The sequence below is a fragment of the Allofournierella massiliensis genome, assembly GCF_004345265.1.
In the GTDB taxonomy this organism is placed as follows: Bacteria; Bacillota; Clostridia; order Oscillospirales; family Ruminococcaceae; genus Allofournierella; species Allofournierella massiliensis.
The window spans coordinates 71,635-95,863 of record NZ_SLUM01000014.1 but is presented as its reverse complement, the minus strand read 5'-3'; the positions used below and the strand labels follow the sequence as shown (position 1 = coordinate 95,863).

The following is a 24,229-nucleotide window of genomic DNA, read 5'->3' as shown; positions in this document are numbered from 1 at the left end:
GGCCCGGCGAAAGGAGCGGCGCGGTGAAAAGCTGGATGAAGGTTATGCAGGATCTTGCCTGGCTGACTCAATTGGGAATTTCACTGGCAGCGCCTCCTTTTTTATGTGCCGGTGCGGCCTGGTGGCTCTGGACCCGTATGGACATGCCTGCCTGGATCATGCTGCCGGCACTGGTTCTGGGGTTTGGCGGTTCGGTTGCCAGTGCATGGGGTTTTTATCGCCTGATGCAGCGCAAGGCTGCCCATAAAAAAGCGCCGCCGGCGTTCAATCGGCATTCCTGAACGAAAAAGAGAGGATATTCCATGAAGATAGCACCTGCTGTAAAAAAAGAAACCGGGCACATTGCCCTGGGCACCGCGGTGGGCGTGGCGATTATGCTGGTGGTGTTTGCCGTGCTGGGGCGTTTTGATGCCGGGGTAGCGGTAAGCGGCATTCTGGGCGGCGCGCTGGCTGTGGCAAACTTTTTCCTGCTGGGGCTGACCGTGCAGAAGATCGCCAACGGTGAGCCGGAGGATCGCGCCCGCAAATGGATGCAGTTTTCCTACAACATGCGCATGCTGCTGATGGTTGTGTGGCTGATCGTGGCGCTGGCTGTGCCGTTTTTTAACTGGATCGCGGCGCTTGTGCCGCTGCTGATGCCACGCCTCACCATTGCGGTGATGCAGGCGACCGGAATGTATCACAAGGAATCGGGCGGAACCACGCCCGCAACTGAAGGAGGGAACGCAGAGGAATGAACGTTTCGATCAACGGCCCGCAGATCTACTGGGAATCCAGCTGGTCAGTTCCGCTGCTGGGCAAGCTGCAGATCACGGCAAGCCTGGTGGACGCCTGGATCATCCTGGTGCTGATCGGGGTTCTGTGCTGGTGGCTTGGCCGTGGGCTCACGGTGGAAAACATCAGCAAAAAGCAGGCGGTGGCCGAACTGCTGGTGACCACCTGCCAGAATTTCGTGAACGGCAACATGGGCGAAAAATACGCCTATTTTGCCCCCTTTATCGGGGCACTGTTCAGCTATTCCGCGCTGTGCAGCCTGTCCAGCCTGGTGGGGCTGTACCCCGCAACCAGTGATCTGTCCACCGAGCTGTCCTGGGCGCTTCTGGTGTTTGTGATGATCACCTACACCAAGATCCGCACCAATGGTGTGGGCGGCTATCTGAAGGGCTTCACCACACCCATCCCGGTGTTCACCCCCTTCAACATCATCAGCGAGCTGGCCACCCCCATCTCGATGGCCTTCCGTCACTTCGGCAACATCATGTCCGGCGGCGTCATCAGCACGCTGGTCTACGCGGCGCTGGCGGTGCTGAGCCAGGCGGTGTTCGGGCTGCTGCCCGGCGCGCTGGGCGAGATCCTCAGCCTGATTCCGCTGTTCCAGCTGGGCATCCCGGCTATCCTGTCGGTTTATTTTGACCTGTTCAGCAGCCTGATGCAGGCATTCATCTTCTGTATGCTGACCATGCTGTACATCGCGAATGCAGCCCAGACCGACGAATGATTCCATTGAATTCCATTGCGGCCTCAGGCTGCGATCGAAGCGCTCCGCCGCACGCAAGCAGCGGTCGGAGTAAAAAATAATCCCAGGTAGTTTATATTTTGAACATTTTTTAGGAGGACACTATTATGTTGGACAAAGCTATTGTATTGGCCGGTTGTGCTATCGGCGCAGGTCTTGCCCTGATCGCAGGTATCGGCCCCGGTATCGGCGAAGGTTACGCGGTTGGCCAGGCCTGCTCCGCCATCGGCCGCCAGCCCGAGTGCAAGGGCGATGTGACCAGCACCATGCTGCTGGGCTGTGCCATTGCCGAGACCACCGGTATTTACGGCTTCGTGACCGGCCTGCTGCTGATCTTCGTGGCGCCCGGCATGTTCACTGGTATGCTGGGCTGATTTGGCCCACAAGCCAGCCAGAAAGGGGAATGACCATTGCAACAGTTTAAAGACCTGGTGACGCTGACGCCCTGGCACATGATCTTCATGCTGGGCAACCTGCTGATCCTCACCCTGCTGGTCAAGCATTTCCTGTTCAAGCCCGTACAGAAGATTTTGAACGAGCGCCAGCGCAGGGCCGATGCCCTGATTGCCGACGCCAAGCAGGCCAAGGAACAGGCCGAGGCGATGCAGGCGGAGTATGAAAAGAGCCTGGCGGGTGCCAAGGAAGAGGCAGCCCGGCTGCTGAATCAGGCCAGCCAGACCGCCGCCCGCAACAGCGAGGAGACCCTGAACGCCGCCCGTGCGCAGGCAGCCGAGATCAAGCGCAAGGCGGGCGAGGAGATTGAGCAGCAGCGCAAGAAGGCGCTGAACGAGGTGAAGGACGAGATCGGCGGCATGGCCATGGCCATCGCCAGCAAGGTGGTGGAGCGGGAGATCCAGGAGAAGGATCATCAGCAGCTGATCGATGAATTCATCGAGAAGGTAGGAGACGCCTCATGACCAAGATCGGCAAGATATACGGCGGCGCGCTGTATGAGCTGGCTGCCGAGGAAGGGCTGGAGGCCCAGATGCTGGAGGAGCTGGAACAGGTGGAGCAGCTGTTTGCCGCCTGGCCGGACTACGAAAAGCTGCTGGCGCTGCCCAGCGTGCCCAAGGCCCAGCGCTGCCAGGCGCTGGACGAGGCGCTGCGCGGGCGCATTCAGCCGTATCTGTTGAATTTTTTGAAGATTTTGACCGAGCGGGGCCAGATCCGTGCCCTGCGTGACTGCCGCAAGGAATACCGGGCCCGCTACAACGCGGCCCATGGCATTCTGGAGGCGACGGCGGTGGCGGCGGTGCCGCTGAGCGAGGCCCAGAAAACGGCTCTGACCGAAAAGCTGAACAAACTCACCGGCAAAACGGTGCAGCTTGCAGTGAAGGTGGATCCGGCCTGCCTGGGCGGCGTTCGCCTGGAAATGGGCGGCGCCGAGTTCGACGGCACGGTGCAGGCCCGGCTGGACGCGCTGCGCCGCAGCCTGGCCGCCACGGTATAAGTAAGAAGGTGAAACGATGCAATTGAAACCGGAAGAGATTTCCAAGATCATAAAGGCCCAGATCAAGCACTATGAAAACTCCATTCAGCAAAGCGAGACCGGCACCGTGATCCTGGTGGGCGACGGCATCGCCCGGGCCACCGGCCTGGAGGAGTGCATGAGCGGCGAGCTGGTGCAGTTTTCCAACGGCGAGTACGGCATGGCCCAGAACCTGGAGGAGAACTCGGTGTCCATCGTTATGCTGGGCAGCGATGTGGGCATCAAGGAGGGCAGCGTGGTCAAGCGCACCGGCAAGGTGGTAAGCGTGCCGGTGGGCGAAGCCATGATCGGCCGCGTGGTGAACGCGCTGGGCCATCCCATCGACGGCAAGGGCCCCATCGACGCAAAGGAGTACCGGCCCATCGAGTCCCCTGCGCCGGGCATCATCCAGCGCAAGAGCGTATCGGTGCCCCTGCAGACCGGCATTAAGGCCATCGACTCCATGATTCCCATCGGCCGTGGCCAGCGCGAGCTGATCATCGGCGACCGGCAGACCGGTAAAACGGTGATTGCCACCGATACCATCATCAACCAGAAGGGCAAGGATGTGATCTGCATCTATGTGGCCATCGGCCAGAAGCAGAGCACCGTGGCCCAGCTGGTGAACACCCTCACCGAGAACGGCGCCATGGACTACACCATCGTGGTGTCCGCCACGGCCAGCGAGCTTTCGCCCCTGCAGTACATCGCGCCCTATTCCGGCTGCGCCATGGGCGAATACTTCATGGCGCAGGGCAAGGACGTGCTGGTGATCTACGACGATCTGTCCAAGCACGCGGTGGCTTACCGTGCGCTGAGCCTGCTGATCCGCCGCCCGCCCGGACGCGAGGCCTACCCCGGCGACGTGTTCTATCTGCACAGCCGTCTTTTGGAGCGTGCGGCCCGCCTTGCACCGGAATACGGCGGCGGCAGCCTGACCGCTCTGCCCATCATCGAGACCCAGGCGGGCGACGTTTCCGCCTACATCCCCACCAACGTGATCTCCATCACCGACGGCCAGATCTTCCTGGAGACCGAGCTGTTCCACTCCGGCGTCATGCCGGCGGTAAACCCGGGCATCTCGGTGAGCCGCGTGGGCGGCAACGCCCAGACCAAGGCCATGAAGAAGGTGGCCGGTTCCCTGAAGCTGCTGTACAGCCAGTACCGTGAGCTGCAGAGCTTCGCCCAGTTCGGCAGCGATCTGGATGCGGACACCAAGGCACGTCTGGCCCAGGGCGAACGCATCGTGGAGGTGCTCAAGCAGGATCGCAACAGCCCCATTTCCATGGAGCATCAGGTGTGCATCCTGTACGCTGTAACCCACGACCTGCTCAAGGACGTGGCCGTGGAGGATGTGAAGGAGTACGAGCATGGTCTGTACGCCTACATGGACGGCCATGCCCCAGACGTGCTGGAGACCATCCGTACCAGCGGCAAGCTGGAAAAGGATACCGAGACCGCTCTGGCAGCCGCTCTGGCGGAGTACACCACGGAGTTTTTAAAGACCAAGTAAGGAGGAGATCCCAATGGCAGGTGCGTCCATGAAGGACATCAAGCTGCGCATCAAGAGCGTGGAAAGCACCATGCAGATCACCAAGGCCATGGAGCTGGTGGCCTCCTCCAAGCTGCGCCGGGCAAAGGAACGGGTGGAGAAAAGCCGCCCCTACTTTGAGGTACTGCATGCGGCCCTGTCCGACATTGCAGCTTCCAACGCGGAGCTTTCCTCGCCCTACATCGCCCGGCGGCTGGTGAAAAAGACCTGCTATGTGGTGATCGCGGGCGACCGCGGCCTTGCAGGCGGCTACAACGCCAACATTCTGAAGGCGGTGGCAGCCGAGGCTGAGGGCAAGGAAATCTGCGTGCTGCCGGTGGGCAAAAAGGCGCTGGAGCATTACCAGCGCCGGGGCGTCGAGCGCATCACCGAACAGTATGCCGAGGCGGCGGATGTGACCGTGAGCGACTGCTTTTCCATGGCCCAGCTGCTGGCCAAAGGCTTTCTGGCCGGCGAGTACGACGAGATCCGCCTGGCCTACACCAACTTCGTGTCCATGCTGAGCCAGCAGCCGGCCACCCTGTGCCTGCTGCCGCTGGACGTATCCCGGCCGGAACCGGGCGCCGGGCCCCGCGGCCTGACCCTCTACGAGCCTTCCAGCGAAGAGGTGTACGACGCCATTGTGCCGGAATACCTGGCGGGGCTGATCTACGGTGCGCTGTGCGAATCCGTGGCCAGTGAGCTGGGTGCGCGGCGCAGCGCCATGGATGCGGCCACCAAGAACGCGGGTGAGATGATCGACTCGCTGAGCCTGCATTACAACCGGGCCCGGCAGGCGGCTATTACCCAGGAAATCACAGAGATCGTGGCGGGCGCCGAGGCCTGATGGCCTTTTCCCGCCAGTAAAGGAGATAGATCCATGCCGAATAACCACGAAGGCATCGTGGCCCAGGTCATCGGCCCGGTGCTGGATATCAAATTTGCAGACGGCGAGCTGCCGGATCTGCTCAACGCGATCGAGGTGGGCGAAGGCGATCACAAGCTGGTGGCCGAGGTGGCACAGCTGATCGGCGATAACGTGGCCCGCTGCATCGCCATGAGCAGCACCGACGGTCTGGTGCGCGGCACCAAAGCCGTGGACACCGGCGGCCCCATCACCGTGCCCGTGGGCGAGGAATGCCTGGGCCGTATCTTTAATCTGCTGGGTGAGCCGGTGGACGATCTGCCCGCGCCTCCGGCCAAGGAGCGCTGGCCCATCCATCGCGATCCGCCCAGCTACGAGGAACAGCAGAACACCACCGAGATTCTGGAAACCGGCATCAAGGTTGTGGACCTGATCTGCCCCTACGCCAAGGGCGGTAAGATCGGCCTGTTCGGCGGCGCCGGCGTGGGCAAGACCGTGCTCATCATGGAGCTGATCAACAACGTTGCCAAGCAGCACGGCGGCCTGTCGGTATTCACCGGCGTGGGCGAGCGTACCCGCGAAGGCAACGACCTGTACAACGAGATGAAGGAGAGCGGCGTTATCAACAAGACCGCCCTCGTCTACGGCCAGATGAACGAGCCCCCGGGAGCCCGTATGCGCGTGGGCCTGAGCGGCCTGACCATGGCCGAGTACTTCCGTGACCGGGAGCATCAGGACGTGCTGCTCTTCATCGACAACATCTTCCGCTTTACCCAGGCGGGCAGCGAGGTGTCGGCTCTGCTGGGCCGTATGCCCAGCGCCGTGGGCTACCAGCCCACCCTGGCCACCGAGATGGGCGCCCTGCAGGAGCGCATCACCTCCACCAAGAACGGCTCCATCACTTCGGTGCAGGCGGTTTATGTGCCGGCCGACGACCTGACCGACCCGGCCCCCGCCACCACCTTTGCCCATCTGGACGCCACCACCGTTCTGAGCCGTGCCATTTCCTCGCTGGGCATCTACCCGGCGGTGGATCCGCTGGATTCCACCAGCCGCATCCTTTCGCCGGATGTGGTGGGCATCGAGCACTACGAGGTGGCCCGCGGCGTGCAGCAGGTGCTGCAGCGCTACAAGGAATTGCAGGACATCATCGCCATCATGGGTATGGATGAGCTGAGCGAGGAGGATAAGGTGACCGTAAACCGGGCCCGTAAGATCCAGCGCTTCCTCAGCCAGCCCTTCACCGTTGCCGAGCAGTTCACCGGCATGGAGGGCAAGTATGTTCCGCTGAAGGAGACCATCCGGGGCTTCAAGGAGATCCTGGAGGGCAAACACGACGACCTGCCCGAGTCCGCTTTTCTGTTCGCGGGCACCATCGACGAGGTGGTCGCCAAGGCAAAGCAGGGTGAATGAGTATGAACACCTTCCATCTGCAGATCGTCACGCCGGACGGCCAGGTCTACGACGGCCCGGCCGCCCGGGTGATCTGCCGCACCATCGCCGGGGATGTTTGCATCCTGCCCCGTCACTGTGATTACATCACGGCGCTGGGCATGGGTGAAGCCCGGGTGACCCTGGAGGGCGGCACCGTTCGCCGGGGCGCCTGCATCGGCGGTATGCTCACCGTGCGCGCCGGTCAGGTGCGGCTGGTGGCCACCACCTTCGAGTGGGCGGAGGACATCGACAAGGCCCGGGCCGAGGCCTCCCGCCAGCGGGCGGAGACCGTTCTGGGCCAGCAGGGCGCCGATGCCCGAGAACTGGAACTGGCACAGGCCCGCCTGAAGCGGGCGCTGGTGCGCACCCATGTGGCGAATCTGGTATAACAAAACCGGCATTTGCGGCAGGCCCTGCCTTTTGGCGGGGCCTGCATTTTTATGTCCGAAAAGGGGGCGAGGGGTGCCCCCAAAGGGAGGAATGAGAAATGAAACAGGCGGGAAAACGGCGTGTCTTACTGGCCGTGGCGGCGCTTTTGCTGGTGCTGGTGGTGGCCGGAGTGCTCGGATATCAGAACCGCCCGACAAAGATTCTGGTGGCGACGGACATCCATTATCTTTCGCCTTCTCTGAACGACCACGGCGTCTGCTTTGAAAAGACCATTCTGAACGGCGACGGCAAGGCGCTGGCCTACATCGACGAGCTGACCGACGCCTTTGTGGAGCAGGTCATCCGGGAGAAGCCTGCGGCGCTGATCCTTTCGGGGGATCTGACCCTGAACGGGGAAAAGCAGAGCCATCTGGATCTGGCGCAAAAGCTGCGGAGCATCACCGATTGCGGCATTCCGGTATTGGTGCTGCCGGGCAACCATGACCTGAACAACGGGTATGCGGTGCGCTTCACCGGCAAGACCTACGAACCGGTGGAAAACCTGAAGCCTGCCCAGTTCGATGAGGTGTACGCGGAATTTGGCTACAATGGAGCCAGTTCCCGGGATGAGACATCCCGGAGCTATGTGTTCCCGTTGAGCGATGAACTGCGAGTGCTGATGGTGGATGTGAATACGATTGGCAACGAGGGCGTGCTGAAACCTGAGACGCTGGACTGGGTAAAGAACCAGCTGGAGGAAGCCCGGCAGGCAGGGGCCCGTGTGCTGGCCGTGAGCCATCAGAATCTGCTGGCCCACAGCGAATCGATCAGCGCGGGCTTTGTGATGGGCGGCGCCGAGGAGCTGCTGGCTCTGTATGAGGAGTATGATGTGATCTGCAACCTGAGCGGCCACATCCACATGCAGCACACCGCCAAAAGCGAGAGCGGCTTTTTCGAGGCTGCCACCGGCTCGCTGGCGGTATCGCCCAATCAATACGCCCGGCTGACGCTGCGGCCCCACCGGATGGACTATCAGACGGTGCCGGTGGATGTTTCCGGCTGGGCCGAAAAGCAGGAGAGCACCGACGAAAACCTGCTGGACTTTTCCACCTATTCGGCAGACTTTTTCTGCCAGGTGAATCGGAGCAAGGTGATCGGCTGGCTGCAAAAGGAGGAGAACGCCGAGGAAATGGCGGATTTTTTTGCCCAGATAAATCTGGATTACTTCCAGGGCAGACCGGATCTTTATGACCGGGAGGACCCGATGTTTGATGTGTGGCAGCAGTCCGGCGCTTTTTACAAAGATTATGTGGAGAGCATGCGCCGGGAACCGGCAGTGAACCACAACCGGGCCACCATAGAATACTGAAAAGAGGAAAGCCCCGGCCATTTGCCGGGGCTTTCCTGCGCAAATGACGTTTCCCCTTGACAGAAAAAGCGGAACAGATTATTATTTAACTATATTTTAAAACTGTTTTAAAAAGTGGAGAGGGGGATTGCCCCGTGTTTACCCGGGCAGTAAAAAGCGCAAACGAACGGCAGGTGCTCCAGGTGCTGCGACAGGGCTGTGTGGTGACCAGGCAGGAGCTGGCGGAACGCTGCGGCCTCAGTTTTCCCACGGCAGGCAAGCTGGTGGATGAGCTGATGGAGCGGGGCATGGTGCTGGAGGCCGGGCTGGAAACGGGAGCCGGCGGCCGGCGGCCCATGCGGTACCGGTTCAACGAGGCCAGCGCCTATGCTCTCACCCTCTTTTTTGAGGACGGAGCTGTCTGCTGGGCGGTGGCGGATGCGCTGGGGCATCCGGTGTGCTCCGGCAGCTGCGGCCCGGAGGAGGGCGGCTATGTCCCCACCATTCTGGCGGTGGTGGAGCGGCAGCGCCGGGCCTATCCGGCGCTGGCAGCTTTGGCGGTGGGCGTTCCCGGTGGCGTGGCCGAGGGAAAGGTGCTGTACATCGACCGATACGACGAGCTGGCCGGGCGGGATCTGTGCGCCGAGCTGGAGCAGGCCTGCGGCCTTCCCGTGCGGGTGGAAAACAACATGCGGGCGGCGGTCTACGGCATGGCGGCCCGCAGAGGATGGCTGCAGCGGGAGAGCGCGGTCTGCCTGCATCTTTCGGACAACGGCCCCGGCTGCGGCGTGCTGGTGCACGGCAGGCCGCTGAGCGGCTTTGCCGGTCTGGTGGGTGAGGTGGGCTATCTGCCCGGCAGCGGGCGGGAAAACATGCAGCAGATGGCGCTGCGGGGACTGACCGGGGTGGACCCGGTGGACTATCTGGCCCGGCTGGTGGTGAGCGCCAGCGTGTTCCTGAACCCGGAGGAGCTGGTGGTCTACGAGACTTCTTATTTGCAAAATGCCGACGCGCTGGAACAGGCCTGCAGGCAGTACCTGCCCGCGCAGGCGGCGCCCCGGATTCATATTTCCCGGGAATACCGGCAGGATTATCTGACCGGTCTGACCCGGTTGGCCATGGATCTTCTGTATCCCGGCGGGGAGTGGGAGGGAAAGGAGCGAAACCATGCGGAGTTATAAAACCACGGTATACGCCTGCTACCTGGGCAGCATAACCCAGGCGGCGCTGATCAACCTGACGCCGGTGCTGTTCGCGGTGCTGCTCCGGGAATATGGCCTGAGCTACGGGGCATTGGGGTTTCTGGTGCTCACCAATTTTGTCACCCAGGTGGGGGCGGATGTGGCCTTCAGCAAGGCGGTGGACCGGCACGGGTTTCGTCCCTTTGTGCTGGCGGCCGGGGCTCTGAGCCTTGTGGGGCTGGGGGTGTTTGCCGCCGCTCCGCTGCTGTTCCCGGCGTACCCGCTGGCAGGCTTTTTTGTGGGCACAGTGATTTTTTCCGGCGCGGGCGGGCTGCTGGAGCTGCTGCTCAGTCCCATTGTGGATGCGCTGCCCGGTGAGGAAAAGACACGGGCCATGGCGCTGCTGCATTCCATGTATTGCTGGGGGCAGGCGGGCGTGGTGCTTGTCACCACGGCAGCATTGGCACTGGGTGCACCCTGGCAGGCCATCGTGCTGGGGTGGATGCTGCTGCCCGCTGCGGATCTGGCGCTGTTCTGGCGTGCGCCGCTGAACCACAAATCGCCGGAGGAAACGCTGCCCATCCGGGGGCTTGCCCGGCAGCGGGTGTTCTGGCTGGCGCTGGGAGCCATTATCTGCGGCGCGGCGGCAGAGGTCACCATGGCCCAGTATGCCTCCTCGTTTTTGGATCTGGGGCTGGGCATTCCCAAGCTGTTCGGCGATGTGGCGGGCATGTGCGGCTTTGCCCTGCTCATGGGAATCGGGCGCACTCTGCTGGGCCTTTGGGGCGACCGGTGGGATCTGCCCCGGGTGCTGGGTGCCAGCGCCCTGCTGGCAGCCGGGTGCTATCTGACGGCGGCCGCTCTGCCCGCAGTGGCGGTGGTGGCCTGCGCTGCCACCGGCCTGTTCGTGGCGGGCCTGTGGCCGGGCACGCTGGTGGTGGCTTCCTGCAAAATGCCGCTGGCCGGGGCGTCCATGTTTGCACTGCTCAGCGCCGGTGGGGATCTGGGCGCTTCGCTGGGCGGCTGGCTCACCGGCCTTGGAGCGGATGGTCTGCTGGCGCTGGGCGCTTCCCAGCAGACCGCATCGCGGGTGGCGCTGGGCGCGGCGGCCCTGTTCCCGCTGGCGGCGTGGCTGTTTTACCGCCGGCTGCGCACCGCAACCGAATAATAGTTTCCCAACACCCCCGGCAGCGGGCTTTTGCTCTGCTGCCGGGGGTGTTGACTTGTTTGAGAAAAAGAGTATAATGGCAAATAGTTATAAAAACAAACAATTCGCTTAACAAACAAAAAGAAAGGGGCGAGAGGCTGTGAACAACCACATGGAGCTTGTGAACGGCCTGCGGGTGATCACCCGCTTTTACGATACCCAGCGCCGGGCGGTCTGCCGCCGGCTGGGTATCTCCCAGATGGAATTTGACATTTTGGTCTTTCTGCACAACAATCCGGGGCGGGACACCGCGCGGGATATTGTGGCCCTGCGCGGGCTGCCCAAGAGCAATGTGTCCCAGGCGGTGGAGGTGCTGATGGGCAAGGGAATGCTGGCGCGCCGACAGGATGCCGAGGACCGGCGGCGGGTGCATCTGAGCCTGACCGAAGAAGCGGACCGGCTGATGCCCGAGCTGCTGGCGGCCCAGCAGACCTTCTGGGAGCAGGCCTTCCGGGATTTTTCCGCGGAAGATGCCGCCTGCTTTGCCGCCCTGTACGGGCGGATTGTAAACAATCTGGCAGGGAAGGGAGAAAACCGCAATGAATGACAACAAAAGCCAGCTGGGCACCCAGCCGGTGGGCCGGCTGCTGGTAAAGATGGCCGCCCCGGCGGTGGTGGCGCAGCTGATCAACATGCTGTACAATCTGGTGGATCGCATCTACATCGGCCACATTCCCGGCGAGGGAGCCTATGCTCTCACCGGCATGGGCGTGTGCATGCCGGTGATCATGATCGTTTCCGCCTTCGCCATGCTGGCGGGAGCGGGCGGCGCGCCCCGGGCGTCCATCGCCATGGGCCGGGGCGACAACGAGGCTGCCGAGCAGGTGCTGGGCAACTGCTTCTGCCTGTTGCTGATCGTGTCCGCGGCACTCACCGGGGTGCTGCTGGTGTTTAACCGGCCGATTCTGATGGCCTTCGGTGCCACCGAGAATACCATCGGCTATGCCACCGCCTACATGGACATCTACGCGCTGGGCACTGTGTTCGTGCAGCTGACACTGGGCATGAACTCCTTCATCATCGCCCAGGGCTTTTCCAAAACGGGTATGCTGTCGGTGCTGATCGGCGCGGTGTGCAACATCGTGCTGGACCCCATTTTCATCTTCGGTTTTTCCATGGGTGTGCGGGGCGCTGCGCTGGCCACCGTGCTGAGCCAGGCGGTCTCCTGCGTATGGGTGGTGAGCTTTTTGATGGGCAAACGTACCATCTGGAAGATCCGCCCCCGGAACATGATTCTGCGCCCGGCGGTGATTCTGCCCTGTGTGGCGCTGGGCCTGGCCACCTTTATCATGCAGGCCAGCGAGAGCGTGATCTCGGTTTGCTTCAATACCTCGCTGCGGGCTTACGGCGGCGATCTGGCGGTGGGCGCCATGACCATTCTCACCAGCCTGATGCAGTTTGCACTGCTGCCGCTGCAGGGCCTTGGTCAGGGCGCACAGCCCATTGTGAGTTTCAACTACGGCGCGGGCAATGCGGACCGGGTGAAGAAAACCTATTTTCTGCTGCTGCGCTCCAGCCTGACCTATTCTGTGCTGCTGTGGGCCGCGCTGATGCTGTTCCCCCATACGTTTGCCGGAATCTTCACCTCGGATCAGCAGCTCATCGCCTTTGCGGCGCCGGCCATCCGCTGCTACTGCGCGGTGCTGCTGGTGTTCGGCGCGCAGATTGCCTGCCAGATGACCTTCACCTCTCTGGGTTACGCCAAGGCCTCCATTGCGGTGGCGGTGACCCGCAAGTTCGTTCTGCTGATTCCATTGATTTATCTGATGCCTGTGCTCTTCCCGGCGGACAAGACCATGGCGGTCTATATGGCCGAGCCGGTGGCGGACGTGCTGGCCGTAACCTTCACGGTGATTCTGTTCAGCATCCAGTTCCGCAAGGCACTGCGGCAGATTAACGAACCGAAAAAACAGGCATAACAGTGTTCGGGCGGCCCCGCAAAGGGGCCGCCCGATTTTTTGCCGGGAAGAATTCGTCGATCGGGTTGACAAGCAGGGCGAACTGTGATAAAATCAGACGATTTAAAATGACCCGACGGCAAGGAGGCGGATCCATGAACAAGATGATTTGCAAGCAGTCTGTTTTTGTTCTGGCTTCGGTATTCTTCTTGCTGGTGCAAGGGGTCTTTGTTTGACTTTTCCTTTTTTGGGAAGAGTCATTTTTTTTAGTCTTTTTTCGCTGAGAGGAGGCGCTCTGATGCTGATCAAAAATGCAAAATTATCCGATGGCACCCAGGTGGACGTGCTGATTCGGGACGGGAAGATCGCGGGCCTGATGCAGAATATGCCCGCCCATGGCGAAGAGGTGATCGATGCCGCGGGCCGCACCCTGATGCCTGGTTTTATCGACCTGCATTGCCACTGGCGCACCCCGGGATTTGAATATAAAGAGGATATCGCCACCGGCAGCGCGGCCGCGGCTGCGGGCGGTTACACCTTTGTGAACCTGATGCCCAACACCAGGCCCGTGTGCTCCAGCGCCGCTCAGGCCCATGCCGTGATGGACGAGGCCGAGCGCCTTGGCATCTGCGGGGCAAACCAGACGGTGTCCATCACCGAAAACTTCGATGGCCAGACCCTGGATCACCTGAAGAGCCTGCCTGAGGATCTGCGCTTCATCACCGAGGACGGCAAGGGCGTGCAGAACAATGAGGTGATGGCCAAGGCCTTCGCCATCTGCGCCCAGCGGGATCTGGTGCTCATGAGCCACGCCGAGGATATGCAGATCTCCAAATGGGATTACCGTCTGGCCGAGAACATCGAGACCGTGCGCAACCTGCACCTGAGCGAGTACTACGGTACCCGGCTGCATATGTGCCATGTGAGCACCAGGGAAGCCGTGGCCGCCATCGGCGACGCCAAGCGTCGGGGCGTGCCGGTCACCTGCGAGGTGACCCCCCATCACTTGTGGTTCGCAGATACCGATTACCGGGTGAATCCTCCCATCCGCCAGCCCGAGGATGTGCAGGCGCTGGTGGAGGCCATCCGCACCGGCGTGGTGGACGCCATCGCCACCGACCACGCCCCCCATTCCGACGAGGACAAGGCGAACGGCGCGGCGGGCATGATCGGGCTGGAGACCGCCTTCGGCGTGTGCTACACCAAGCTGTGCCGGGAGCAGGGACTGGATCTCTACTATCTGGAGGCGCTGATGAGCCGCTTCCCGGCGGCGATTCTGGGCCTTGCAGGCAAGGGCGCCGTTCAGGTGGGCATGGACGCCGACCTGACGCTGGTGGAGCTGGATACCCCATATGTGGTGGATGCCTCCGTCATGCACTCCAGGAGTCACAACACCCCCTTCGATGGCGCAACACTCTATGGCCGGGTGGATCTGACCATCCGGGGCGGGCGTGTAACTTACCAGCGCTGAGTCTGGCGAAAAACGCCCCTGTCCTTTATAATAGAGGAAGAGAATCCTCGCACTTGAAACGAGAAATAAAAAAACCGGCACTGCCGGGCTGAGATGAAAAGGAGAGGTTCACAATGACCAACATGGACAAACTGTACGAAGCTGTTGCCGCCCGCGGCCCGGTGTGCGTGGGACTGGACACCGATATTTCCTATCTGCCGGAGGGCTTCGCCAAGGCCGAGCTCACCGCCGGTGAGAACATCGTGCGGTTCAATCAGGCCATTGTGGATGCCACCAAGGCTGTGGCGGGTTGCTTCAAGGTGCAGATCGCTTACTACGAGAGCCTGGGTCTGGACGGCCTGAACGCCTACAAAAAGACCCTGGACTATGTGAAGGCCACCGGCGTGCCGGTGATCGCCGACATCAAGCGCGGCGACATTGCCAAGACCGCCGAGATGTACGCCAAGGCTCATTTCGCGGGTGACTTCGAGGCCGACTTCATCACTCTGGCCCCCTACATGGGTCTGGATTCCATCAAGCCCTACATGCCGTTTGTGGAAGAGAAAGGCAAGGGCGTGTTCGTGCTGGTGCGCACCTCCAACCCCGGCGCCAAGGACTTCGAGTACGAGAAGCTGGCCGACGGCCGCCATGTGTACGACATGGTGGGCGACAAGCTGAATGAGATGGGCAAGAGCTGCATGGGCGAGCACGGCTACTCCAGCCTGGGTCTGGTCATCGGCGGCACCCACATCGAGGAGGCGGCCGAGATCCGCGCCCGCTACAAGGACAGCTTCTTCCTGATCCCCGGCTACGGCGCCCAGGGCGGCACCGCCGAGGACATTGCCCAGTATCTGAGCGCCGGCAACGGCGGCGTGGTGAACTCCAGCCGCGGCATCCTGCTGGCCTACAAGAAGCAGCCCGGTGTGGAATTCGCCCAGGCTGCCTACAACGAGTGCGTGAACATGAAGGAGGCCATCAAGAATGCCTGCGATCGCCTGTGATGTAAAGGTTCTGGATCACCAGCGCCTGACCGATACCATCCGCCTGATGACCGTGAGCTGGCCTCAGCGGGACAAGGCTCCCAAGGCCGGTCAGTTCTTCATGCTGCGCTGCTGGCCCGCGGATGTGGCCCCGGTGCTCAGCCGCCCCATCAGCGTGCATTCCTACGACCCCGAGCTGGCCGTGGTGGAATTTCTGTATGAGGTGCGGGGCAAGGGCACCGAAAAGCTGGCTGCCCTCGTTCCCGGCGATACCCTGAGCCTGGTTGGCCCCTCCGGTAACGGCTTCAACGTGGCCGAGGCTGTGGGCAAGCGGGTCGCTCTGGTGGGCGGCGGCATCGGCACCGCCCCCCTGTATCAGCTGGCGAAGGAGCTGTGCGAAGCGGGCACCAAGGCCGACTACTTCTGCGGCTTCCGGGATGAGCCCTACGGCATGGACCGCTTCACCAAGGTGTGCGGCAAGGTTCAGCTGGCCACCGACAGCGGCCGCTTCGGTTTCCACGGCTTTGTGACTCAGCTGCTCAAGCCCGAAGAGTACGATCTGGTGCTCTGCTGCGGCCCCGAACCCATGATGCGGGCAGTGGCAAAGCTCTGCGACGCTGCGGGCACCCGCTGCATCGTGAGCCTGGAGCGCAAGATGGCCTGCGGCATCGGCGCCTGCCTGGGCTGCACCTGCCACACCGAGACCGGCGGCAAGTGCGTGTGCAAGGAAGGCCCTGTATTTGACTCCAAGGAGGTGTTCGGCGCATGAGCGTATCCCTGAAGGTAAACCTGCTGGGCAAGGAAATGGCCGGCCCGGTGGTGGGTGCGTCCGGCACCTTCGGCTTCGGCGAGGAATACGCCGGTATGGTGGATTTGAAAAAGCTGGGCGGCATCAGCGGCAAGGGCATCACCCTGATCCCCAAGGCGGGCAACCAGGGCGAGCGCCTGCTGGAGACCCCCAGCGGCCTGATCAACTCCATCGGCCTGCAGAACCCCGGTGTGCAGCACTTCATCGACCATGAGCTGCCGGTGATGGAAACTCTGGGCACCACCATCTGGGCCAACCTGGGCGGCGGCTGCATCGAGGACTACGAGAAGGGCGCCGAGCTCTTGAACCCCACCAGCGTGGATTTTGTGGAGCTGAACATCAGCTGCCCCAACGTGAAGCAGGGCGGCATCGCCTACGGCATCAAGGCCGACAGCGCCAAAGAGGTGGTCAGCCGTGTGCGTGCGGTCTGCAAAAAGCCCCTGATCGTGAAACTGAGCCCCCAGGCCGAGGACATCTGCCAGATGGCCGCTGCCTGCGTGGAGGCCGGCGCGGACGCGCTGAGCCTGGTGAACACCTTCCAGGCCTGCGCCATTGATCTGGAAAAGCGCCGCCCGGTATTCAACAATATCTTTGCGGGCCTGTCCGGCCCGGCCATCAAGCCCATCGCCCTGCGCATGGTCTATCAGGTCTGCGGCGCGGTGAACGTGCCGGTGATCGGCCTGGGCGGCATCCTGACCGGCGCCGACGCGCTGGAGTTCATCATGGCGGGCGCCACCGCCGTGCAGGTGGGCACCGCGAACTTCATGAATCCCCGCGCCTGCGAGACCATCACCGACGAGATCGCCGCATGGATGGAAGCACATGGAGTAGAGACTCTGGACGAGATCCGCGGCTGCGCCCGGGTATAAAATTGGCGGCTTTTGCGTTCATCGCACCCTTGCGTATCCAGATACGCGGCGGGCGCTGCTTCGCGCAAAATCCATCCAATTTCTGACCGGCGGCTTTTGGGCGGCTTTTGCGTTCATCGCACCCTTGCGTATCCAGATACGCGGCGGGCGCTGCTTCGCGCAAAATCCATCCAATTTCTGACCGGCGGCTTTTGCGTTCATCGCACCCTTGCGTATCCAGATACGCGGCGGGCGCTGCTTCGCGCAAAATCCATCCAATTTCTGACCGGCGGCTTTTGCGTTCATCGCCCCCTTGTGTATCCAGATACACGGCGGGCGCTGCTTCGCGCAAAATCCATCCAATTTCTGACCGGCGGCTTTTGCGTTCATCGCCCCCTTGTGTATCCAGATACACGGCGGGCGCTGCTTCGCGCAAAATCCATCCAATTTCTGACCGGCGGCTTTTGCGTTATCACCCCTTGCGTATCCGGATACGCGGCGGGGAGTTTGCGTAAAATAAAGTCGATTTATAACTGATGGTATAAAGACTACCAAAGACAGATCCGTTATCAATTGTTTTCAGATAGAGTAGAGGAGAGGTTATCATGAACAACACCATCGAGATTTTGAAAGAGTGCGAGGCCTTTCTGGAAGGCCACTTCCTGCTGAGCAGCGGCCGCCATTCCAGCGCCTACTGCCAGATGGCTTTCCTGCAGCAGTACCCCGACCAGTGCGCCAAGGTGATGGCGAATGTGGCCGAGAAGCTGAAGAATCTGGACGTGGATGTGATCGTCGGCCCCGCCATGGGCGGCATCGTGTACGCCTACGAGCTGGGCCGCCAGCTGGGCAAGCGCGCCATCTTCACCGAGCGTGTGGACAATGTGATGACCCTGAAGCGCTTCGCCATCAAGCCCGGCGAGAAGTGCATCATCGCTGAGGACGTGGTAACCACCGGTATCTCCAGCCTGGAGACCAAGCGTGTGATCGAAGAGGCCGGCGGCGAGTGCCTGGGCATCGTCTGCGTGGTGGACCGCACCAAGGCCGACGCTCCCTCTCCCATTCCCATCCTGGCCAGCGCTGCCAAGCTGGACCTGCCCAACTACCTGCCCGAGGAGTGCCCCATCTGCAAGGAGGGCAAACTGCCTCTGGTGCACCTGGGCAGCCGCAAGATGAAGGAGCAGGCAAAGCAGACCCTGTGATCATTTTTCTGAGCCCGACCGGGCATTTTTCGCCCGGCCGGGCCGGCCTTTGCCCGGCAACAGAGCAAAGGCCGCAGTTTTGAAACAACGCTGAAAGCGAGGGATTAGAGCCTTGAAAACTTTTTTGGTTTTGGCCAACGGAACCGTGCTGGAAGGCCAGCAGTTCGGCGCCACCGGCACCCGCGTGGGTGAAGTGGTGTTCAACACTGGTATGGTGGGCTACGAAGAGACCCTGACCGACCCCAGCTATTACGGTCAGATCATCACCCAGAGCTATCCTCTGGTGGGCAACTACGGCATCAACGGCGAGGACGCCGAGTCCGACCGCATCTGGGCCTTTGGATACATCGTGCGGGAGCTGTGCGACGCGCCCAGCAATTTCCGCTGCAAAAAAACTCTGGATCAGTACCTGAAGGAGCAGAACATCATCGGCCTGGCGGGCATCGACACCCGCAGCCTGGTGCGCCTGCTGCGGGAGAGCGGCGTTATGAACGGCGCGCTCACCACCGAGTACGCCACCGCTGAGGAAGCTCTGGCGGACGAGGCCCTGATGAAGGCCATCCGGGAGTACAACGTGACCGAGGCCGTGGCCAACGTGACCCGCACCGAGACCACCGTGCTCAACGAGGGTGGCAAGTATCATGTGGCCCTGTTCGACTTCGGCTGCAAGAACAACATCCAGCGCAGCCTGGTCAAGCGGGACTGCAAGGTGAGCGTTGTGCCCGCCACCACCACCGCCAGCCAGCTGAAGGAGATGGGTCTGGACGGCATCATGCTCTCCAACGGCCCCGGCGACCCGGCGGAAAACGTGGAGATCATCGAGAACCTGAAAGAGATTGCCAAAATGGGCCTGCCCATCTTCGGCATCTGCCTGGGCCACCAGCTGATGGCGCTGGCGCAGGGCGCCAAGACCGAAAAGCTGAAGTACGGTCACCGCGGCGTGAACCAGCCGGTCACCGACCTGGCCCACGGCCGCACCTACATCACCAGCCAGAACCACGGCTACGCCGTGGTGGGCGACAGCCTGGACAAAGTTCTGGGCGAGGTGAGCCATGTGAACGCCAATGACGGCACCGTGGAAGGCATCCGCTACAACAACATGGATTGCTTCACCGTGCAGTTCCACCCGGAAGCCTGCGGCGGCCCCAAGGATACCGACTACCTGTTTGATGAATTTGTGGACATGATGAAGGGAGGCTGCTGAGCCATGCCAAAGGATACGAGCATTAAAAAAGTTCTGGTGATCGGCTCCGGCCCCATCATCATCGGCCAGGCGGCCGAGTTCGACTACTCCGGCACCCAGGCCTGCCGCGCGCTGAAGGCGGAAGGCATTGAGGTGGTGCTGGTGAACTCCAACCCCGCCACCATCATGACCGACCCCAACATCGCTGACCGGGTGTATGTGGAGCCCATGACCCCCGAGGTCATCAAGCGCATCATCCAGAAGGAAAAGCCGGACTCCATTCTGCCCAACCTGGGCGGCCAGACCGGCCTGAACATGGCCATGACTCTGGCCCGGGAAGGCTTCCTGGAGGCCGAGGGCGTGCGCCTGCTGGGCTGCAAGCCCGAGACCATCGACCGGGCCGAGGACCGGCAGCTGTTCAAGGACACCATGGAGAAGCTGGGCGAGCCCTGCATCCCCAGCAAGGTGGTGGAAAACCTGGACGACGCTCTGGCCTTCGCCAAAGAGATCGACTACCCCGTGATCGTGCGCCCCGCCTTCACCATGGGCGGCACCGGCGGCGGTATCTGTGAGGACGAGGCCCAGCTGCGCGAGATCGGTACCAACGGTCTGCGTCTGTCTCCCATCCATCAGGTGCTGATCGAAAAGTGCATCGCCGGCTGGAAAGAGATCGAGTACGAAGTGATGCGCGACGGCAAGGGCAACGTGATCACCGTATGTAACATGGAGAACTTCGACCCGGTGGGCGTGCACACCGGCGACTCCATCGTTGTGGCCCCCAGCCAGACCCTGTCTGATAAGGAATACCAGATGCTGCGCTCCTCCGCGCTGCGCATCATCACCGAGCTGGGCATCGAGGGCGGCTGCAACTGCCAGTTCGCCCTGAAGCCGGACAGCTTTGAGTATGCGGTCATCGAGGTAAACCCCCGCGTGAGCCGCTCCTCCGCGCTGGCCTCCAAGGCTACCGGTTACCCCATCGCCAAGGTGGCCACCAAGATCGCCATCGGCTACAGCCTGGACGAGATTACCAACGACATCACCGGCCAGACCTGCGCCTGCTTCGAGCCTGCGCTGGACTACTGCGTGGTCAAGTTCCCCAAGTGGCCCTTCGACAAGTTCGTTTACGCCAAGAAGGATCTGGGTACCCAGATGATGGCCACCGGTGAGGTAATGGCCATCGGCCAGAGCTTCGAGGAAGCCCTGATGAAGGCGGTTCGCTCCATCGAGCTGGGTCTGGACACCATGGATCTGCCCCATCTGGCCGAGTGCACCGACGAGGAGATTCATCAGAAGCTGCATGTGTGCGATTCCGACCGCAGCTTTGTGGTGTTCGAGGCCATCAAGCGCGGCTTCAGCTTTGAAGAAATTTACGCCGCCACCAAGATCGACTACTGGTTCCTGTCCAAGCTCGCCAAGCTGGCCGACACTGAGAAGCGTCTGGCTGCCGGTGAGATGAGCATGGAGCTGTACAAGCTGGCCAAGCGCCAGGGCTTCACCGACAAGGCCATCAAGCGCATCAGCGGCTGCACCGAGCTGCCCGCCCGCCTGCGCGCCGGCTTCAAGATGGTAGATACCTGCGCCGCCGAGTTCGCCGCCCGCACGCCTTACTTCTACTCCAGCTTTGACGAGGAGAACGAGGCCGCCCAGTTTATCGCCGACCATCCCACCGACAAAAAGAAGGTGCTGGTATTCGGTTCCGGCCCCATCCGCATCGGTCAGGGCATCGAGTTCGACTACTGCAGCGTGCACTGCGTGTGGACCCTGAAAAAATACGGCTACGAGGCTGTGATCGCCAACAACAACCCCGAGACGGTTTCCACCGACTTCGACACCGGCGACCGGCTGTACTTTGACCCGCTGGATCCCGAGAGTGTGGAGAACATTCTGGAGACCGAGAAGCCCTGGGCCTGCGTGGTACAGTTCGGCGGCCAGACCGCCATCAAGCTCACCAAGCACCTGACCGAGCTGGGCGTGAAGCTGCTGGGTACCCCGGCGGACGCCATCGACGAGGCCGAGGACCGTGAGCGCTTCGACGAGCTGCTGGAGCGCTGCGGCATTCCCCGCCCGAAGGGACACACCGTGTTCACCACCGAACAGGCGCTGGCCGCCGGCAGCGAGCTGGGCTACCCGGTTCTGCTGCGTCCCAGCTATGTGCTGGGCGGCCAGAACATGATCATCGCCTACGGCCCCGACGATGTGACCGAGTACATGGCCATCATCGCCGAGCACACCGATATGGAGAACCCGGTTCTGGTGGACAAGTACCTGATGGGTACCGAATGTGAAGTGGATGCCATCTGTGACGGCGAGGATTACCTGATTCCCGGTATGATGGAGCATGTGGAGCGTGCCGGCATCCATTCCGGCGACTCCATCAGCGTCTACCCGCCCCGCACCCTGTCTGCCCGTATCAAGCAGATGCTGGTGGAATACACCGGCCGTCTGGCCCGCGAGCTGAAGGTTGTGGGTCTGGTGAACATCCAGTATGTGGTGTACAACAATCAGGTTTACGTCATCGAGGTGAACCCCCGTTCCAGCCGTACCGTGCCCTACATCAGCAAGGTGACCGGAGTTCCCATGGTGGAACTGGCCGTGCGCTGCATGCTGGGTGAGAAGCTGAAGGATATGGGCTGGGGCACCGGCATCCGTCCCGATGCACCCTATGTGGCCGTTAAGGTTCCCGTGTTCAGCTTTGAGAAGCTGCACGGCGTGGACACCCAGCTGGGCCCCGAGATGAAGAGCACCGGCGAGGTGCTGGGCATCGCCCGCAACTTCAGCGACGCGCTGCTGAAGGGTCTGGTGGGCGCCGGCTACAAGTTCCAGAAGCCCCGCAGCGGCAGCTGCTGCCTGATCACCGTGAAGAACGCGGACAAGCTGGAGATTCTGGACACCGCCTGGCAGCTGAAGGACATGGGCTACAAGCTCTATGCCACCAGCGGCACCGCCAAGACCCTGAACAGCAACATGATTGCCTGCAACACCGTGCGCCGCATCAGCGACGAGCATCCCAACATTCTGGACCTGCTGGAAAGCGGTCTGGTGGACTATGTGATCTCCACCTCCGACCATGGCCGTGACCCGGATCTGGACAGCGTGAAGATGCGCCGCAAGGCTGTGGAGCTGAGCGTGCCCTGCCTGACCGCCATCGACACCGCCAAGGTGCTGGTGGAGACCCTGCGCAGCGGCGCCACACTGGACGATGTGGAGCTGATCGACATCTCCACCCTGTAAGGGAAAAATTCCGCTTTTTCAAACGCCGCCGGCAAAGCCGGTGTGGCACAAGAAAACGACGGTTCTGCCGTAGGATTTTGGCGCACAAAATGTTCAAAGGGGCGGGCAAGCCATCAAGGCTTGCGCCGCCCCTTTTCGCACTTTCTGCATCCAAAATCCTGGGGCAGAACTGCACAGCACCGGAAAAGAGCTGATTTTGATGGGAGTGCAAGGAAAAGACCCGCAGGCACCCTTGGTGGTTGTCAAGGGGCTTTGACGCTGCAATCCCGCAAAAACAGCCCTTTTCCGGCGTTGTTTTCTTATGTCACGCCGGCTAAATGCCGGCGGCGTTTTCTTTATGCATTTTGCTGACAGAATCTGTTCGAACCGGTATAATAAAAGAAAACGAAAACCGGCTGCCCCAGCGGGGCATGTGCCGGAAGAGGAGGCGGGGTCCATGAAGCGAAACGCACCACATTCCGATGCCTGGAACGCGCAGGCACCGGAACGAGAGCCCTGGCAGGAGCCGGATCACTTTTCCGGCGAAACCCCGGAGCGGGCAGGCGGGGGATCGGCAAGGCTGGTTCCCTTGGTCATCTGCGCCATCCTGCTGGCGGTTTTGCTGGTGGAGGGTGTTTTTATCTGGGGCAAAAGCGCCCAGATGCAGCGCAATAACGCGGTTTATGTGCCCAGTGCAGAGCAAAACGTTTACCCGGCGGACGAGAGCTTTTCCTTCGGCCCGCTGCAGCGCGCCATGAAGGTGAGCGGTCAGGGCGAGGACATGGGCCGAATCACCGGTGCGGCACAGGATGAGAAAATCGTCCGGGTAGCGTTGCGCATGGGCGCTGTGAACGATGCCGTGTGGGACTGCAGCGGAGCCTTTTATCTGCAGTGCGGCGGAACCTATTATCCCAATCTGGGGGGCTATCGGCTGAAGCAGGAGCATCCGGAATGGGCCATGCGGGCACTGGACGGCTATGAGCTGTGCGAGAGCGGCATGGAGGAAGGCTGGGTATATTTTCTGGTGCCGGAATCCGTGAGCGAGGGCACCTTCTGGATGCACTGGCTGGAAAAGGACGAGGACTACAACAACGAAAGCGTGCAGGCGGCAGGCGTGCCTGTGAGCTTTGCGCAGGAGGTGGCCGGCAATGATTGAGGATACCAGAAAGGGAATGGGTCTCTGGGTGCTGGCCGGACTTCTGGTGCTGGCGGTGCTGGGGGTAGGTATATGGGGTGCGGTGCATCTGAGTGCGTTGAACATGGCCCCCGGCTGGTATGCGTCCATGGAGGGTGTGGAAATCGAGCCGGTGCAGCCTGAGGGAGCAGAGGAGGGCTACAACTACTATCGCCTGCGCTTCGTGCTCACCAACAACAGCAATCAGGACATCTTTATTGCCGGGTGGAATCTGGGGGTAGCTCCGGCAAAAGGCGACCGTTATGCGGTGGATGTGTGGGAGCCCTGGGATGAAAATGTAACGATGGAAACCGAGCCCTGTGTGCCGGTGGGCTGCATCGGAGATGTGGAGCTGATTCTGGAGGTGGACCCGGAGGAAATGGAGGGCAAAACCGTTCAGATCACACTGGATCCCTACGGCGAAATGCCACTGAAACTGGGCGAAGTGGAGCTGCCCTGAATTGTGCGCGAAATCTTTTAGAAACGTTCATATATTCTTCATATCGGGAATGTATCCTAGAATAGTAGAATTGAACCGATACCACTTGAAAAAGGCGGAG

At 61.5% G+C, this 24,229-nt stretch carries 25 protein-coding genes; 24 read left to right on the top strand and 1 reads right to left on the bottom strand.

Annotated elements, in window-relative coordinates:
• Positions 1-23 precede the first annotated feature (23 nt).
• From EDD77_RS09600 to EDD77_RS09510, 19 genes are all read left to right on the top strand, one after another.
• Complete coding sequence (locus tag EDD77_RS09600) at positions 24-281, top strand: AtpZ/AtpI family protein (protein ID WP_058963455.1); 258 nt, start codon at positions 24-26, stop codon at positions 279-281.
• Between the two features lie 21 nt (positions 282-302).
• The gene (locus EDD77_RS09595) at positions 303-737 is read left to right on the top strand and encodes an ATP synthase subunit I (RefSeq protein ID WP_058963456.1); all 435 of its coding nucleotides are present in this window, start codon (positions 303-305) and stop codon (positions 735-737) included.
• The gene (locus EDD77_RS09590) at positions 734-1,498 is read left to right on the top strand and encodes a F0F1 ATP synthase subunit A (RefSeq protein ID WP_058963457.1); all 765 of its coding nucleotides are present in this window, start codon (positions 734-736) and stop codon (positions 1,496-1,498) included. The genes EDD77_RS09595 and EDD77_RS09590 overlap by 4 nt, the downstream gene beginning before the upstream one ends.
• A gap of 125 nt (positions 1,499-1,623) precedes the next feature.
• Entirely contained in the window at positions 1,624-1,890 is a 267-nt protein-coding gene (gene atpE, locus EDD77_RS09585; protein ID WP_058963458.1) for an ATP synthase F0 subunit C, read from the top strand.
• Positions 1,891-1,926: 36 nt separating this feature from the next.
• Positions 1,927-2,433 carry a F0F1 ATP synthase subunit B gene (gene atpF, locus EDD77_RS09580; protein WP_242868316.1) on the top strand — a complete coding sequence of 169 codons (507 nt, stop codon included), beginning with the start codon at positions 1,927-1,929 and terminating at the stop codon, positions 2,431-2,433.
• Positions 2,430-2,966, top strand: a complete 537-nt coding sequence (gene atpH / locus EDD77_RS09575; RefSeq protein WP_058963459.1) for an ATP synthase F1 subunit delta — start codon at positions 2,430-2,432, stop codon at positions 2,964-2,966. The genes atpF and atpH overlap by 4 nt, the downstream gene beginning before the upstream one ends.
• 16 nt (positions 2,967-2,982) lie before the next feature.
• Positions 2,983-4,497, top strand: coding sequence for a F0F1 ATP synthase subunit alpha (atpA, locus tag EDD77_RS09570; protein ID WP_058963460.1), 1,515 nt, complete (start codon positions 2,983-2,985; stop codon positions 4,495-4,497).
• 13 nt (positions 4,498-4,510) lie between these two features.
• Positions 4,511-5,362 carry an ATP synthase F1 subunit gamma gene (gene atpG, locus EDD77_RS09565; protein ID WP_058963461.1) on the top strand — a complete coding sequence of 284 codons (852 nt, stop codon included), beginning with the start codon at positions 4,511-4,513 and terminating at the stop codon, positions 5,360-5,362.
• A 33-nt stretch (positions 5,363-5,395) separates the two neighbouring features.
• Positions 5,396-6,793, top strand: a complete 1,398-nt coding sequence (atpD, locus tag EDD77_RS09560; RefSeq protein ID WP_058963462.1) for a F0F1 ATP synthase subunit beta — start codon at positions 5,396-5,398, stop codon at positions 6,791-6,793.
• Positions 6,794-6,795: 2 nt separating this feature from the next.
• Entirely contained in the window at positions 6,796-7,203 is a 408-nt protein-coding gene (gene atpC / locus EDD77_RS09555; RefSeq protein ID WP_058963463.1) for an ATP synthase F1 subunit epsilon, read from the top strand.
• 98 nt (positions 7,204-7,301) lie between these two features.
• Positions 7,302-8,552: a metallophosphoesterase gene (locus tag EDD77_RS09550; protein WP_058963464.1), complete on the top strand. Its 1,251-nt coding sequence runs from the start codon at positions 7,302-7,304 to the stop codon at positions 8,550-8,552.
• A 134-nt stretch (positions 8,553-8,686) separates the two neighbouring features.
• Positions 8,687-9,712, top strand: a complete 1,026-nt coding sequence (locus EDD77_RS09545) for an ROK family transcriptional regulator (protein ID WP_058963465.1) — start codon at positions 8,687-8,689, stop codon at positions 9,710-9,712.
• The gene (locus EDD77_RS09540; RefSeq protein ID WP_058963466.1) at positions 9,699-10,880 is read left to right on the top strand and encodes an MFS transporter; all 1,182 of its coding nucleotides are present in this window, start codon (positions 9,699-9,701) and stop codon (positions 10,878-10,880) included. The genes EDD77_RS09545 and EDD77_RS09540 overlap by 14 nt, the downstream gene beginning before the upstream one ends.
• A gap of 139 nt (positions 10,881-11,019) precedes the next feature.
• Positions 11,020-11,466 (top strand): MarR family winged helix-turn-helix transcriptional regulator, encoded by a 447-nt coding sequence (locus EDD77_RS09535; protein ID WP_082669527.1) that lies wholly within the window; start codon positions 11,020-11,022, stop codon positions 11,464-11,466.
• A complete protein-coding gene (locus tag EDD77_RS09530) occupies positions 11,459-12,838 on the top strand; it encodes an MATE family efflux transporter (protein WP_058963467.1) in 1,380 nt (459 codons plus the stop codon). The genes EDD77_RS09535 and EDD77_RS09530 overlap by 8 nt, the downstream gene beginning before the upstream one ends.
• Positions 12,839-13,115: 277 nt before the next feature.
• Entirely contained in the window at positions 13,116-14,288 is a 1,173-nt protein-coding gene (locus EDD77_RS09525) for a dihydroorotase (protein WP_058963468.1), read from the top strand.
• 113 nt (positions 14,289-14,401) lie between these two features.
• Positions 14,402-15,268 carry an orotidine-5'-phosphate decarboxylase gene (gene pyrF / locus EDD77_RS09520; RefSeq protein ID WP_058963469.1) on the top strand — a complete coding sequence of 289 codons (867 nt, stop codon included), beginning with the start codon at positions 14,402-14,404 and terminating at the stop codon, positions 15,266-15,268.
• Positions 15,249-16,016 (top strand): dihydroorotate dehydrogenase electron transfer subunit, encoded by a 768-nt coding sequence (locus tag EDD77_RS09515; protein ID WP_058963470.1) that lies wholly within the window; start codon positions 15,249-15,251, stop codon positions 16,014-16,016. Before pyrF ends, EDD77_RS09515 begins: the two co-directional genes overlap by 20 nt.
• Positions 16,013-16,924, top strand: coding sequence for a dihydroorotate dehydrogenase (locus tag EDD77_RS09510; RefSeq protein WP_082669528.1), 912 nt, complete (start codon positions 16,013-16,015; stop codon positions 16,922-16,924). The genes EDD77_RS09515 and EDD77_RS09510 overlap by 4 nt, the downstream gene beginning before the upstream one ends.
• 18 nt (positions 16,925-16,942) lie before the next feature.
• Here EDD77_RS09510 and EDD77_RS09505 read toward each other — a convergent pair whose 3' ends face one another.
• Positions 16,943-17,293 (bottom strand): hypothetical protein, encoded by a 351-nt coding sequence (locus EDD77_RS09505; RefSeq protein ID WP_132587379.1) that lies wholly within the window; start codon positions 17,291-17,293, stop codon positions 16,943-16,945.
• A gap of 215 nt (positions 17,294-17,508) precedes the next feature.
• Here EDD77_RS09505 and pyrE point away from each other — a divergent pair, with 215 nt between their 5' ends.
• From pyrE to EDD77_RS09480, 5 genes are all read left to right on the top strand, one after another.
• The gene (pyrE, locus tag EDD77_RS09500) at positions 17,509-18,102 is read left to right on the top strand and encodes an orotate phosphoribosyltransferase (protein WP_058963471.1); all 594 of its coding nucleotides are present in this window, start codon (positions 17,509-17,511) and stop codon (positions 18,100-18,102) included.
• Positions 18,103-18,214: 112 nt separating this feature from the next.
• On the top strand, positions 18,215-19,306 hold the full coding sequence (locus EDD77_RS09495; protein WP_058963472.1) for a carbamoyl phosphate synthase small subunit: 1,092 nt from the start codon (positions 18,215-18,217) through the stop codon (positions 19,304-19,306).
• A 3-nt stretch (positions 19,307-19,309) separates the two neighbouring features.
• Positions 19,310-22,516, top strand: a complete 3,207-nt coding sequence (carB, locus tag EDD77_RS09490; RefSeq protein ID WP_058963473.1) for a carbamoyl-phosphate synthase large subunit — start codon at positions 19,310-19,312, stop codon at positions 22,514-22,516.
• A gap of 436 nt (positions 22,517-22,952) precedes the next feature.
• Positions 22,953-23,651 (top strand): hypothetical protein, encoded by a 699-nt coding sequence (locus EDD77_RS09485; protein WP_058963474.1) that lies wholly within the window; start codon positions 22,953-22,955, stop codon positions 23,649-23,651.
• The gene (locus EDD77_RS09480) at positions 23,644-24,129 is read left to right on the top strand and encodes a hypothetical protein (protein WP_058963475.1); all 486 of its coding nucleotides are present in this window, start codon (positions 23,644-23,646) and stop codon (positions 24,127-24,129) included. Before EDD77_RS09485 ends, EDD77_RS09480 begins: the two co-directional genes overlap by 8 nt.
• Positions 24,130-24,229 lie beyond the last annotated feature (100 nt).